Annotated in this window: 11 protein-coding genes; 9 read left to right on the top strand and 2 right to left on the bottom strand. The window is 34.7% G+C overall.

Annotation, left to right across the window (positions count from 1 at the left end; genetic code table 11):
• Positions 1–18: 18 nt before the first annotated feature.
• Positions 19–2712 (bottom strand): cation-translocating P-type ATPase, encoded by a 2694-nt coding sequence (locus tag KW2_RS11505; RefSeq protein ID WP_021038029.1) that lies wholly within the window; start codon positions 2710–2712, stop codon positions 19–21.
• A 137-nt stretch (positions 2713–2849) separates the two neighbouring features.
• Here KW2_RS11505 and KW2_RS11500 point away from each other — a divergent pair, with 137 nt between their 5' ends.
• The 8 genes from KW2_RS11500 to KW2_RS11465 all read left to right on the top strand — a co-directional run bounded on the left by KW2_RS11500 (position 2850) and on the right by KW2_RS11465 (position 12145).
• Positions 2850–3362, top strand: a complete 513-nt coding sequence (locus KW2_RS11500; RefSeq protein WP_011836159.1) for a DUF536 domain-containing protein — start codon at positions 2850–2852, stop codon at positions 3360–3362.
• Positions 3363–3638: 276 nt separating this feature from the next.
• Entirely contained in the window at positions 3639–4649 is a 1011-nt protein-coding gene (gene gap, locus KW2_RS11495; RefSeq protein WP_011677291.1) for a type I glyceraldehyde-3-phosphate dehydrogenase, read from the top strand.
• A gap of 67 nt (positions 4650–4716) precedes the next feature.
• Positions 4717–5061, top strand: coding sequence for a zinc ribbon domain-containing protein YjdM (locus tag KW2_RS11490; RefSeq protein WP_015082981.1), 345 nt, complete (start codon positions 4717–4719; stop codon positions 5059–5061).
• A gap of 138 nt (positions 5062–5199) precedes the next feature.
• Positions 5200–7200 carry an ATP-dependent DNA helicase RecG gene (recG, locus tag KW2_RS11485; protein WP_021038028.1) on the top strand — a complete coding sequence of 667 codons (2001 nt, stop codon included), beginning with the start codon at positions 5200–5202 and terminating at the stop codon, positions 7198–7200.
• On the top strand, positions 7200–7937 hold the full coding sequence (locus KW2_RS11480) for a hypothetical protein (protein ID WP_021038027.1): 738 nt from the start codon (positions 7200–7202) through the stop codon (positions 7935–7937). The genes recG and KW2_RS11480 overlap by 1 nt, the downstream gene beginning before the upstream one ends.
• A 72-nt stretch (positions 7938–8009) precedes the next feature.
• The gene (locus tag KW2_RS11475; protein WP_021038026.1) at positions 8010–8849 is read left to right on the top strand and encodes a helix-turn-helix domain-containing protein; all 840 of its coding nucleotides are present in this window, start codon (positions 8010–8012) and stop codon (positions 8847–8849) included.
• 234 nt (positions 8850–9083) lie between these two features.
• On the top strand, positions 9084–10928 hold the full coding sequence (locus KW2_RS11470) for a class III lanthionine synthetase LanKC N-terminal domain-containing protein (protein WP_021038024.1): 1845 nt from the start codon (positions 9084–9086) through the stop codon (positions 10926–10928).
• On the top strand, positions 10925–12145 hold the full coding sequence (locus KW2_RS11465) for an MFS transporter (RefSeq protein ID WP_021038023.1): 1221 nt from the start codon (positions 10925–10927) through the stop codon (positions 12143–12145). The genes KW2_RS11470 and KW2_RS11465 overlap by 4 nt, the downstream gene beginning before the upstream one ends.
• Before the next feature lie 24 nt (positions 12146–12169).
• On the opposite strand, the gene mnmE is transcribed toward KW2_RS11465, so the two are convergent.
• Positions 12170–13537, bottom strand: a complete 1368-nt coding sequence (mnmE, locus tag KW2_RS11460) for a tRNA uridine-5-carboxymethylaminomethyl(34) synthesis GTPase MnmE (RefSeq protein WP_021038022.1) — start codon at positions 13535–13537, stop codon at positions 12170–12172.
• 299 nt (positions 13538–13836) lie between these two features.
• On the opposite strand from mnmE, the gene KW2_RS11455 reads away from it, so the two are divergent.
• Positions 13837–14472 carry a hypothetical protein gene (locus KW2_RS11455; RefSeq protein WP_014573435.1) on the top strand — a complete coding sequence of 212 codons (636 nt, stop codon included), beginning with the start codon at positions 13837–13839 and terminating at the stop codon, positions 14470–14472.
• Positions 14473–14622 lie beyond the last annotated feature (150 nt).

Below are 14622 nucleotides of genomic sequence, written 5' to 3'. Positions count from 1 at the left end.
TTATTTTGAGCCTTTCTTTTAGCCAATAAATTTTTTCCCTTGTTTATTAAGAATCACTTTTGTAATTTCAATGACAAGAGTTGGGATTAAAGCTAAGATGATAGCTATTAGCCAGTGTGTCATTGATAATGGAGCAACTTCTAAGATATTCATCAAAATAGGAACATTTGTAAAGAGAACGGTTATTCCTAGTGATAATAAGGTGGTACCAAAAATCATTTTATTAGTTGTAATTCCTCTTGTGAAGAGAGATTCATTACTTCTAGCGTTATAGACATTAATCGTAGAAGCAAGGGTTAGTATCACAAAGGCCATTGTTTGTCCGAGTTGATGGTTGGGTGTCAATCCAGCGATTTCAATAAACCTACCGAGATAAAAACCAACTAGAGCAGTAATGATGAATGCAGTGGAACAAATGGCGATACGCCAGCTGACTCCTCTTGAGAAGATACTTTCTTTGACTCCAACAGGTGGCTGTTCCATGATATGACTGTCGGCTTTTTCACGTGAAAGTCCAAATCCGGGAATTCCATCAGCAAGGACATTGATGTAAAGGAGTTGAATTCCTGTAAATGGCATTCCCCAACCGACAATTGCTCCAATGAGCATTGTTAGAATTTCAGCTACGTTTGCTGAGAGAAGGTAATAAATTGTTTTTTTGATATTGGTGTAAACACGACGTCCTTCACGAATAGCGGCGACAATGGTTGCAAAATTGTCGTCAGCAAGAATGATATCAGAAGCGGATTTTGCAACTTCTGTTCCAGCTATTCCCATTGCGGTTCCGACATCGGCAGCTCTTAAGCTGGGTGCGTCATTGACCCCGTCTCCTGTCATGGCGACGATTTGTTCTTTTTCTTGCCAGATTTTTACAATACGAAGTTTGTCTTCAGGACTTACTCTGGCATAAACTGAAATTTGTTCAATGTTTTGACTGAGTTCATCATCGGTCATTGATTTGAGCGTTAAGCCATCAATAACTTTATCTCCGTCACGATAGATGTCAATTTGTTGAGCGATTGCTTTTGCTGTAAGCGCGTGGTCCCCTGTAATCATGATTGGTTTAATACCAGCTGCTCTAGCTTCTTGAACGGCAGCTTTTGATTCTAAGCGTGGAGGGTCAATCATTCCCACGATTCCAAGAAAGGTAAGGTTATTTTCTAATTCAGTTAAATCTTCTGGGATTTTATCGATGATTTTGTAAGAAAGAGCAAGAACACGTAGGGCTTGGTCAGCAAAAATATCATGTATTTTTTGTGCTTGATTTAATAGGTCATTTGAAGAACTCAGCTGTTCTGAAGGGTTTTCAGTATTAAAGAGTGAAGGGTGCTGACTTTGATGTTGACTGCTTGGTGCAAGTCTATCAAAAGCGCCTTTGGTCAGTACGAGATATTTTTCGTTATTTTTAGGGTGAGGAATGACAACGGTCATTTTCTTACGTGAACTATCAAAAGGGAGTTCAGCGAGGCGTTTGGGTGCCTTTTCTGGCTGATAGAGTTTGTGAGTGATTAAGAAGCGAATAATTGCTGCTTCGGTTGGATCACCGTGGACTTCCCAATCACCATCAATGAGTTGAGCACTAGCATTTGAGGCATAAGCAAAGTTTTGGATAAGAGTGATTTCTGAGTTTGATAGTTGGCCTCCAGACCAACTATCTTGTCCAGACAACCAGAGTTTTTGTATGGTCATCTGATTTTGGGTTAAGGTTCCCGTTTTATCTGAAGCGATGACTGTTGCATTTCCAAGAGTTTCAACGGCAGGAACGTTTCGGATAATAGCTTTTTTCTGAGCCATATTTTCCACACCATAAATGAGACTGAGAGTTACAATAACTGGAAGCGTTTCTGGAACAGCAGCAACTCCGAGAACAACGGCAGTCATTAAATTATCAACTAGAGGAACATTAGCATATAAAAGGTTGATGACGAAAATCAAAATTCCGGCAGCAAAGGCTATAATTGCTAAACGTTTTGCAAGTTTATCAATTCGTTTTTGAAGTGGCGTTTTTCCTTTGATTTGTTCGCCGATGAGTGTTGCAATTTGACCCATTTGGGATTTAGAACCAACTGCTACGACAATTCCTTCTGCTGTTCCGTTAAGGATATTTGTTCCAGAAAAAACCATGTTGAGTTGGTCTCCCAAAGGAACTTCATCAGTGATTTCAAGGTCAGCATTCTTATCAATTGGTTCGGATTCACCTGTCAGTGATGATTCGTCAACTTGGAGGTTATTGCTTGTAAGAAGGCGAATGTCGGCACCGACTTGCACGCCGGCGGTCAGTTCAATAAGGTCACCGCAGACCAGCTCGCTTGAAGGGATGGTCTGACGCTTTCCAGAGCGAAGAACGGTCGAAGTGGGAGAAGAGAGTTTTTTTAGGGCAGAAAGGGCGTTTTCTGCCCTGTTTTCTTGAAAAATGGAAACGAAAATATTAATGATGACAATAAGGAGAACAACAATTGTCTTGGTATAGTTTCCGTTGCTGATATATGCTAAATATGCAGAGAGGAGGCCGACCAAAATGAGGATGATATTCATAACTTCTAAAAGATGATGGAGAAGTTTTTGGAGAAAATTAGGTCCTTTTTGATCTTCAAAATTATTGTGGCCATACTTGATGCGGAAGTTTGTGACTTGAGTTGGACTCAGCCCAGTTTTCGCATTAATATCATAAAACTTTTTTATATTTTCAATGGCTTCTGTTTTATATTTCATATCTGTCAGTCCTTTCTTTTGGGAAATTACATTATAATTTAATTATAATATATTTTTAATAATTCTCTGAACGATATACAAATAAAATTTTTACAAAAGTCTGTATAATTAGCCGAAAATATGGTATTATTGATGATATGAAAACTAAAACAGTAAGTGAATTGGCAGAGCTTTTTGGAGTCACTCGCCAAGCGATGAATAAACGGGTTAAATCGCTAGATACTAAATTTGTTGAAAAAAATGAGAAAAATGTAACAGTCGTCAATGCCGAAGGAATCCATGAACTTGAAGGTTTATATGGAAAAGTAGTCACTGCTAAGGCCGAAGTTTTAGAAGAAAATACTGACAAAGGTTCTGAGATTGCCATTAAAGCAGATGATGCAACATCTGCAGCTTATGAAATGATTAGTGCGTTGATGAAAGATAAAAACGCTGAGATTGAGCGTTTGAATAGTCAACTTATCTCTAAAGATCAACAAATAAATGTTAAAGATGCACAAATCGCTGAAAAAGATGAACAGATCAAAAAACAGCAAGAATTAATGGAAAAAGCTTTGACAGATCAAAATCAATTTTTCACTGATTTACAAGAACAGTTGAAAACAACGGAAAATAAAGGCTTTTTTGGGCGCTTATTTGGAAAAAAATAAGAATAAAAATTACTGACAGCCTGCTCAGTAATTTTTTTAGTCATATTTTTAGGTGGAAAGTCAAAGATTATTGCCAAAAGTATTAGCTTTTTTAATGTTAACCGCTTTCAGGAGAAGGGGAGTTCATTTGCTTTTGTAGAGCGCTTTCTAAGGTAGTTTATGTTTGCAAATTTTAAAAAAAGTGTTAAAATAAAAGAGTAAGTTAAATTGTTAACTTAGTCAATTTAAAAGGTTTGCCTTTTATAAAATCTAATCCCTATAAGGAGGAAACTACTAATGGTAGTTAAAGTTGGTATTAACGGTTTCGGTCGTATCGGTCGTCTTGCTTTCCGTCGTATTCAAAATGTTGAAGGTGTTGAAGTTGTTGCAATCAACGACTTGACAGATCCAGCAATGCTTGCTCACTTGCTTAAATACGATACAACTCAAGGTCGTTTTGATGGTAAAGTTGAAGTTAAAGATGGTGGTTTTGAAGTTAACGGTAAATTCGTTAAAGTTACTGCTGAATCTAACCCAGCTAACATCAACTGGGCTGAAGTTGGTGCAGAAATCGTTCTTGAAGCAACTGGTTTCTTCGCAACTAAAGAAAAAGCTGAACAACACTTGCACGCTAACGGTGCTAAGAAAGTTGTTATCACTGCACCTGGTGGATCAGATGTTAAAACAATCGTTTTCAACACTAACCACGAAGTACTTGATGGAACTGAAACAGTAATTTCAGCTGGTTCATGTACAACTAACTGTCTTGCTCCAATGGCTGATACTTTGAATAAACAATTCGGTATCAAAGTTGGTACAATGACTACAGTTCACGGTTACACTGGTGACCAAATGACTCTTGATGGCCCACACCGTGGTGGAGACTTCCGTCGCGCACGTGCTGCAGCTGAAAACATCGTACCTAACTCAACAGGTGCTGCTAAAGCTATCGGTCTTGTATTGCCAGAACTTCAAGGTAAACTTCAAGGACATGCTCAACGTGTACCAGTTCCAACTGGTTCATTGACTGAACTTGTTACTATCCTTGATAAAGAAGTTACAGTTGACGAAATCAACGCAGCTATGAAAGCTGCTTCAAATGAATCATTTGGTTACAACGAAGACCAAATCGTTTCATCTGATATCGTTGGTATCTCAAACTCTTCACTCTTTGATGCTACTCAAACTGAAGTTACTTCAGCTAACGGAGCTCAACTTGTTAAAACTGTATCTTGGTACGATAACGAAATGTCATACACTTCAAACCTTGTTCGTACACTTGCATACTTCGCTAAAATCGCTAAATAATTTTCCGATTTTAACGGTATAAAAACCAGTCTTCGGGCTGGTTTTTTTATTTTATAAAGGAGAAAAAATGGAGACACCAAAATGTATTCATTGCTCAAGTGAATATACTTATGAATTATCAGATACGAGCTTTGGCTGTTCTGAATGTGGGAATGAATTTACGCTTGAAGAAATTGAAGCAGCTGGAAAATTTATTGTCCTTGATAGTCTAGGAAATGAGTTAGAAACTGGGGATGATCTTGTCATTGTACAAGATTTGCCGGTTAAAGGAATGCCAAAACCAATTAAACAGGGTACAAAAGTGAAAAACATTCGTATCAATCCAGAAGGAAAAAATGAACATTTTATTGATTCAAAAATTCCAGGATTTGGAGCGATTAGTTTGAAGGGTTCGGTTGTTAAAAAAGCATAAAAAGTAATCAGAAAATTTTCTGATTATTTTTTTTACTGACAGAGTATCTATCAGCAAAATTTACTGATAAAATACTCTGTCAGTAAATTATATTTGATTTTTGAAGCATTTAGCCTTATATCTTGGTATAATAAAAGTATGAAATTAACAGATTCAGTGCAATTTTTAAAAGGTGTGGGGCCAAAGTCTGTGGAAAATTTCCATAAGTTAGGAATTTTCACAGTTCAAGATTTACTGCTTTATTTCCCTTTTCGTTATGAAGATTTCGCAAGTCGTTCGGTTTTTGAACTTGTTGACGGAGAAAAAGCAACGATTATTGGAACGGTAGTGACCCCAGCTAATGTTCAGTATTACGGATTTAAACGTAATCGACTTTCATTTAAAATTAAAGAAGGTGAAGCCGTCGTTGCTGTCAGCTTTTTTAATCAACCCTATTTGGCTGATAAAGTGGAGGTTGGAAAAGAAATTGCGGTTTATGGAAAATGGGAACAGGCAAAGCAACAACTGATGGGAATGAAAGTTGTGGCTCAGGTGGACGATGGATTAGAACCTGTTTATCATTTGACAGCGGGTATGAAACAAAGTCAATTGGTCAAAGTGATTCATCAAGTTTTTGAATCAAGACTTCTGTCAGAATTACCTGAGAACTTACCAGAATTTTTGATAGAAAAATATCGTCTGATGAACCGGCAAGAAGCTGTTTTGGCTATGCATTTTCCAGAAGATATGGCAGCTCATAAACAGGCATTGCGACGTGTAAAGTTTGAAGAATTGTTCATGTTTCAGTTGAAATTGCAGGCACTGAAAAATAAAGAAAAATCAGGACGAGCAGGTTTACAAGTTATATTTGAGCAAGAAGAAATTGATAAAAAAATTTCGGACTTACCTTTTGAATTGACTGGTGGCCAATCTCGGGCTTTGACCGAGATTCTGGATGACATGAAATCTCCTTACCACATGAATCGGCTTTTGCAAGGTGATGTGGGATCTGGTAAGACAGTTGTCGCTTCGCTTTCAATGTATGCGGCTTGTCTGGCAAATTTTCAAGCAGCAATCATGGTTCCAACGGAAATTTTGGCTCGTCAGCATTTTGCAAATTTACAGGCACTCTTTCCTGAGTTGCAAATCTCACTATTAGTTTCAGGCTTAAAAGCAGCTGAAAGACGGGAAATATTAGCTGATTTAGCTAGTGGGCATACGCACATGGTAGTGGGAACGCATGCGCTCATTCAAGAAGGAGTTGATTTTTATAACTTAGGTCTAGTGATTACAGATGAACAACACCGTTTTGGGGTCAATCAGCGGAAAATTTTGCGGGAAAAAGGGCAAAATCCAGATGTATTAATGATGACGGCAACGCCAATTCCAAGAACGCTTGCGATTACGGCTTTTGGAGATATGGATGTTTCAATTATTGATGAACTGCCAAAGGGACGTCAACCCATTACCACAAGATGGGTTAAACATGAACAGTTTTCTGAAGTTTTAAGTTGGGTAAAAGGTGAGGTTTCCAATGATTCTCAAGTCTACTTTATTTCACCATTGATTGAGGAGAGCGAAACCCTGGACCTGAAAAATGCAGAAGCTTTATTTGCGGAATTAAATGACTACTTTGGTTTATTTGCCAAAATTGGGCTTTTACATGGAAAAATGAAAAATGATGAAAAAGACCAAATTATGCAAGAATTTAAGGCTAAAAAATTGGATATTTTAGTGTCAACTACTGTAATCGAAGTAGGGGTTGACGTGCCTAATGCCACCATCATGGTCATTATGGATGCTGACCGTTTTGGACTTTCACAACTTCATCAGTTACGGGGACGTGTTGGTCGGGGAACAAAAAAATCTTACGCCATTTTAGTGGCAAATCCTAAGTCGGATTCAGGAAAACAACGGATGAAAATTATGACAGAGACGCAAAATGGTTTCGTTTTAGCCGAAGAAGATTTGAAAATGCGTGGTTCTGGGGAAATTTTTGGACTTCGTCAATCAGGACTTCCAGAATTTATTGCGGCAGATTTGGTCAATGATTATAATATTTTAGAAGTAGCCAGACAAGAAGCAGTTGAAATTTTTAAAAAGGCAGACGAGTTTCCTGATTTGATTGCGCAAGTGAACGTTGAGGGTGGATTTGACTGATGAATGAGAATGAATTGAATGATTTGATTTTGGATACTTGGTCAGATTTTGAAGAATTAAAAGTAAATCCCGAAAGTGCTGAGGTCTTAATTCCGAACAGCATGCCACTTTTATGGTTCGGAGATTTACTAGCCTATGAAAAATCGGACTTAAAAATACTGACCATCAGTAAAAATGCATCTTATGCAGAATTTGGTGAAAATCAACGTTTTGAAAAATTACTGACAGAACTTTCGTCAGTAAATCTGGAAATTTACAAGTCAAATCTTAATCAATATTTTGAATATAATCCCAGTCCATGGTTTAATCAGTTAGCAAAATTTTTTCCAATTTTTGATGCAGCTTACAAAAAGTCTGAAAATCAAATTAACCGAGCCTTGCATATTGACTTGTTTACACCAATTCCAACAGAGCCAGTCTGGCCGAATTTAACCAAAAGTCAACAAGCTCAATTCGTAATGAAATTTCCACAAATTATGCAGATTTTAAAGCCTGATATTTTGTTGACCAGTCTGTCAGTAAGTCATTTAAAAATTTTACTTAAAAATGCAGGAACCGAAATCGAAGAAATATTTGATAAAGAAGAAACAGGAAAAGCTGCCAAATACGTTCGAGCTTATCGTGTCGATAAAAAATTAATCGTGATTAACGGTCGAAACTTTCAAGGAACTTATTTCGGGGGAATGACTGATCGTTTCATTCAAAAGTGCTTGAGAGAAATTAAAACGATGGCATAAATTATGACAGTATTATCACTAAAAAGAAAATAATTTTATTTAATTTTCTGAATTATCTGATATAATAATTTTATGGATAAAGAAATTGGAAAAATTTTTCGAGAATTAAGGCACGAAAAAGGATTATCATTAGAAAAAGCAAGTGAAGGAGTTATATCAATTTCACAACTTTCGCATTTTGAACGTGGGAAGGGTGATTTAACAACTGGCAAGTTCTTTGCTTTGATTAAAAATATTGATGTTTCAATCGATGAATTTTCGGCAATTTTAACAAATGATGCTTCATCACTCTTATTTGAGCAAACTGGAAGGTTAGAACAGGCTGGGAAAATTGATGAATTAGTCAAATTGTATGAGAATGAACGAAAAATATATCGAAAAACGAATGAAAGACAGCATCAATTAAATACTATTGCACTAAAATCTATGCTGATTAATTATGGGAAATTTAAAAGTCTGACGACAATTGAACAGGAGATTTTAGAAAATTATTTTTACGAAATAGAAGAATGGAAACCCTCAAATCTTCGATTTTTTGCGATTGCCTTAACGCAACTTGATAATAAATCCATTGTTTTTTATTTGGATAATATTTTAGAGCAAAATAATTTAGATAATAATTTAATTCTGATGATTTTGAGAAATGCAATCTATATTTTGTCGCATAATAATCAAACTGAAAAAGTGAAAAATTATTTAGAGCAGTTTAAGGTCCGGATTCCCCAGATTGGAAATATCGAAATCGGAATTTCATATGCAATACAAGAAGCAGATTTGTATGAAATGTCGGGTAATATTCAAGCCACGATTACCATTTTAAAACGTATTGCAAAAACTTATGAAGCGTTCTTTATGCCAGAAAAAGCAAAAATTTATCGCGAAGAAATAAAAAAATTGCAGCAAAAGTTGTGATTTTTTTATTATATATAGGAAATGATAAAAATCGATATTTTTTTTGCAGTAAAATAAATTTATTAAATTAAGGAGGTTTTCAAAATGAAAGAACAAGTGATTGAGCTTAATCTTCTTCCTAAAGAAGTTGAAAATGAAGAAGATATTAATATTACCTTTTATTGTCCTATTGTGGAAGTTTAATCTAAGTGTACCCGACCTTTTTAGGTTTGGGTTTTATTATAAGGAACAACTATGGGAAAATTTACTTATTTCACAACAGAAAGTTATAAACTTCCAAAATATGGATTTAAAATTCACGTATCTGCGACAATTGAAAGTTATGAAGAAGTTTTTGGATTAGCAACAAATTTTTTGTCAAAACAAGAAGTATTTTATAAATATCTATCAACTCGTGAGGATTTTATCGAAAATATTTCTAAAACTGCAGCTCAGGCAGAAAGTGGAAAATTATTTACCATTTATCCTGAAAATATAAAGGCTACTGAGAGGATTTTAGAGGATTTATCAGAGATTTTAGTCAAATTTGATGGGGTTTATATTTTAAGCGATAGAAATTTTAATAATTCTAAAACGGTTTTTTATCGATTTGGTTTTTTTCAAAATATAGATGAATGTACAATCGTAAAAAATGGGAAAATTTGGGAAGACTTTCAAAAAACGTATTTTGATTTACCGGCTTGGATATCCGACCCCTTTTATCAAGAAAATATGGAAATGAATGAAAAAAATAGGTTAAATGATTTAGATTTGACGAAAATTATCCGACAAAATAATGGAGGAAACATTTATTTTGGAACTTTAAAAAATCAAAAAATAATTGTAAAAGAAAGTCGAGCAAATATATTAACTTTTGTGAATTTGAAATCAGAAGAATTACGCGAAAACGAATTTGTTATGAGTGAGCTGTTAAATTCAGCTGATTTTTTACAACCAATTGAAAAATTTTCTGCTTGGATTAATCATTATTATGTTTATAAGTTTATTGATGGACAAACACTTAGAGAATTTCAAAGCAAATTTTCCTTATTTGATAATTTGACTGAGAATAAATTAGTGATTTTTTCAAAAATTATTAAACAATTAATTGAAATTTTGGGAGAAGCACATCATAAAATGGTAATTTTAGATGATATTCACCCCGATAACTTTTTGATTGACAAAGATTATAAAATTCATTTTATTGATTTGGAATCTGCTCATAAGTTTAATGAATTGGAAAAAGTTACTGCAAAAACAAAAGGATTCTATTTAAAAATTTGGTCAAAATTGACGGAAACGGAAAAAGACCTAAGAAAAGTTGGTCAGCTGATTTTATTTCTAATTGGGCAATTAAATGTGTTCAATCAGCAAGAAAGAAGCCTTGAAGAAACGATTATTTTAGCTGCTAAAATCTTTGAGAGATTTGAAGTTGAAACAAATATTTCTGACTTATTAACTTATTTATTTACTGGAAGTTCTACAAAAAAAGCTTTAGAAATTTCTAAAAAACTTTATTTTTATAAATCAGATATTTTTTTACATATTTCTAAAGAGTACTTGGAAGAACCAAAGAACTTGGTCACATTTATCAAAGAAAATAAATTTGAACATCTAGGATTGAATGGTTTAACTGGTTATTTGTGGAAATTATCAATTTTAGGAAAAAATGAATTAATTAATGAAAAAATTGAATATTTAATTTCACAATTAAGTGATTCATTTTTACATTTATCTGGGAAACATTACTCTCCCTACATATTAAATGGCTCTAGTGGTTTGGCACTCTTTTTGCTGATCTATAATTTTGAAAAATATGAAAAGCAGATTATTAAAATAGCAAATGGAATGAATGTAAAATTTGCAAAATCAATGGATTTTGAGAAAGGGTTATCAGGAATTTCATATTTTTTATTAATACTCTATCAGAAAACTGGAAATAAAAAATATTTGCATTGGGCTGATGAACAGTTAAAAACTTGCGAGTTATTTGTTAAAAATAAAAAGCTATATAATTTTTATACTAAAAGATATGAAGAAAGCTTTTTAAAAGGTTATGAGGGATATAAATTTACCAAAGAGCTAAGGAGAAAACTATGAACTTACTAAGAAAAAATAAAACATTTACTTCCTTGCTGTCTAGCTCGATTTTTTCTATGTTGGGAACGAGTTTATTTAATATTGTTTTTCTGATTTATGCGAGTAGTTTGCCCAATCCAAAAATGATGATTTCGTTGGCCGAAATATGCCTGTTATTACCGGTTTTATTTGCCGCTTACACGGGTTTTTTAGCTGATAAAACAAAAAATAAAGCAAATTTTATGATTCGTGCGAGCTGGATTCAAGCGATATTATTCTTTTTATTGATTTTTTTGATGATGGAGAAAAATTTTATCACTTTTTTTGTCATAGCTGGTGTGAAAATTTTGACCGACCTGATTACCAGCTATAAATCTGGTTTACGCGCACCAATTTTACAAAATAATCTAAACGCAGAGGAGATACAACCAGCTTTTGGGCAAATACAAGGCCTATCATCTATTATAGAAATTATCGGGCAGCCTTTGGGGGTAACAATTTTGGCTCTTTCTCACCAGTCATTTTCTTTGGTGGTTTTGATTAATGGGATTTTATATTTACTTAGTGGATTCTTTTTATTGATTTTCCGAAAAAATTTGACTTTTAAGACCGTTCATTTTGATGAAAAATTTAAATTTAATATCAAAGAAAGTTTTTCACAAATTCGTGATGTTATCACTGTAAATAATTCATCAAATTTTTTAGTGTTAGTTTTTTCATTAGTTTTTATCAACTTTATTTTGGCGGGTATTGGGCCTTTGACCAGCTTGGCAATGTTAAAATTTAATCCATTTCCCGTCAGTTACGGGACGGCTATCATGATTTTCAACATTGTTTTGATGCTAGGAATGCTCGCGGGCTCATTTATTATGGGGGATAAACTAAAAGATTGGGAACTTCCCAAATTAATGATTGCTACCTTTTTGATGATTGCACTTTTTGCAGCTTTGGTGACTCATTTTGGTTTGATTTCTCTGATATTCCTCTTTGCTTTGGCTTACATTTCCGCCAAAGCAAGCCCTAAAGTCAACCGGCTCATTATGGAAAACATTTCTTCGGAAAATTTGGGAAAAATTGGTGGAGGAATTACGACTATTTTTACATTTTCAGTACCATTTGGTGGAGCTATCTTTGTGTTTTTGGCAAATTTAATAGGCGTTGCTCTCACATTTTACATTATTTCTATTTTTGCTCTTCTTGTCTTTTTACTTTTACTATCAGTAATTTTTCGCCAATAAAAAAGAGTTCAATTGAACTCTTTTTTATTTCCCTAAACAAAATTGTGAGAAAAGTTGTGTAATCAATTCATCAGGAGCGGCTTCGCCTGTGATTTCTCCAAGTAATTGCCAACAACGTGTGACATCGACTTGAATCAAATCAACAGGTAAGCCAAGAGCAAGCCCGTTATTTGCTTCCTTGAGTGCTTTTAAAGCTTCTTCAACAAGCGAAATGTGACGAGCATTTGATAAGACGGTTGCGTCTTTGGCTTCAATCTCACCAGCAAAGAAAATTTGATTGATTTTTTCTTCAACAGCAGATAAATTCTCATTTTTAAGGGCTGAAATTCGAATAAAATCACCGGAAATTTGATTAATATCAAGTTTTTCGGGTAAATCAGTTTTGTTAAGTAAAACAATACGATTGGCATTTTTAGATAGCTCTAAAAGTTCCAAATCTTTATCAGTCAATTCCAGTGAGGCGTCCAAAACTAGCAAAACCAAATCAGCTTCGGCTAAGGCTTTTTTAGAACGTTCAACCCCAATCGCTTCGACTAAATCATCTGTTTCACGAATTCCAGCGGTGTCTACTAATTCAAGAGGAACGCCACCAATATTGGCAAACTCGGTAATGACATCGCGTGTTGTTCCAGCAATGTCAGTGACAATGGCTTTTTCTTCACGTAATAATTGATTGAGTAAGCTTGATTTTCCAACGTTTGGACGTCCAATAATGGCCGTTTTTAATCCTTCGCGCAAAATTTTTCCGCGTTTAGCTGTTGATAAAAGATTTTCCAAAAGCTGTTCAAAATGAGCAGTCTTTTCAAGGAGCATTTGTGAAGTCATAGTTTCTACATCATCATACTCTGGATAATCAATATTGACCTCGACTTGTGCTAAACTTTCGAGAATCTCTTGACGAATATTATTAATCATTTTTGAGAGACTTCCGTCAAGTTGTTTTACGGCAATATTTGCTGCTTTATCGGTTTTTGCGCGGATTAAATCCATGACAGACTCAGCTTGTGCCAAGTCAATCCGTCCATTTAAGAAAGCACGCTTGGTAAATTCACCAGGTTCAGCAAGTCTTGCACCATTACGTAAAAGTAATTGCAAGATTTCTTGTGTGACTGCAATCCCACCGTGTGTGTTGATTTCAACAATATCTTCACGAGTGAAAGTTTTAGGCGCACGCATGACTGAAACCATCACTTCGTCAACCAGACGTTCTTCTTCAAAGATGTGGCCGTAATTAATCGTATGGCTAGCAACTTGAGCTAAATTTTTTCCTTTATAGACAGATTGAGCAATTTTCAGGGCATCTGTTCCTGATAAACGAACAATGGCAATTGCTCCTTCACCAAGCGGTGTCGAAATCGCCGCAATCGTATCAAATTCTTGTGTTAATGTCATAAAGACTATTTTAACGCAAAAAGCTTGAATTTCCTAGCCTATTTAATTTATTTTTTTATAAAAAATAAAATTCTATTAAGCTTGAGTTTCCACACATAAAAAATGCTGAAAAAGAGATTTCTGCGTTTAGGTTAAGCTGTCCAATTGTGATAGGGTGCTAAAGCGCCTAGTTGACTTACAAAATAAGAGTATAGTGGAACTACAATTCGAGGCAAAATGACTTGCTGAACCAAAAAAATTTACTATTTTTCTTCACCTTTTTTCCCATTTGTGCACACAATCTTGATATAATAGTAGACATGACTTATCAAGTAAAAATTATCTATCCAAAAGAAGAAGCAGCTGAAAACAACAAACTGACTGAACGGACTTTTAATGAGTTTATTGATGGACTCGAATTAGAAGAAGTCATCACACAATATGAACAATTACTGACCAAGGGCTACTCAATCTCGGTCAATTTTGCTCCCCCTCAACTTGATGATAAAGGAACTGAACCAGATCCTTTTATGATTGCTGGACGCTTAGAGCTCGCGGGAATTCCTTATAAAGCCACTTTGAAATTAAAAGCAAGTGGTGATTATGAATCAATGGTAAAAATCGCTAAAATGATTGAACAGCAAGATTATGATTATGATATCTCAGCTAAATTGCAAATTCGCGAGAATTCATCGGTTGATTTTGAAAAAGAAGGTTCTTGGTTTGACAAAGATTATACCAAATATACCATTTTGCCCAAAGCAAGTAGTCAAGATATTGCTGACTTAAAGACACTCTATGACGCACTTGTTGAAGAGCATCAAAAGGTGACAATCAATATTAAAGCAAAAGTCAAAAAAGATGATGATGACAGTTTTGCAAATCAATTGGCAGCTTATCCACCTGAAACAATGGTTATTTTTAAACTGACAGATGCTGATATTTATGGAGAATAAAAAAAGTTACTGACCAGATTTCTGTCAGTAACTTTTATTTTTACTGACAGAATTTTCGCCAATAAAATAAGGAGTATCACTACTTGTAATAGGCTAAAGTGTGAATTCGCAGACAAAAGTCGCTCAAGTGATTTTTTAGATGCCTTAGTC

The sequence above is a fragment of the Lactococcus cremoris subsp. cremoris KW2 genome (assembly GCF_000468955.1).
Classification (GTDB): domain Bacteria; phylum Bacillota; class Bacilli; order Lactobacillales; family Streptococcaceae; genus Lactococcus; species Lactococcus cremoris.
Note: the sequence above shows the minus strand (reverse complement) of the source record. Positions and strands in the feature narration are given on the sequence as shown.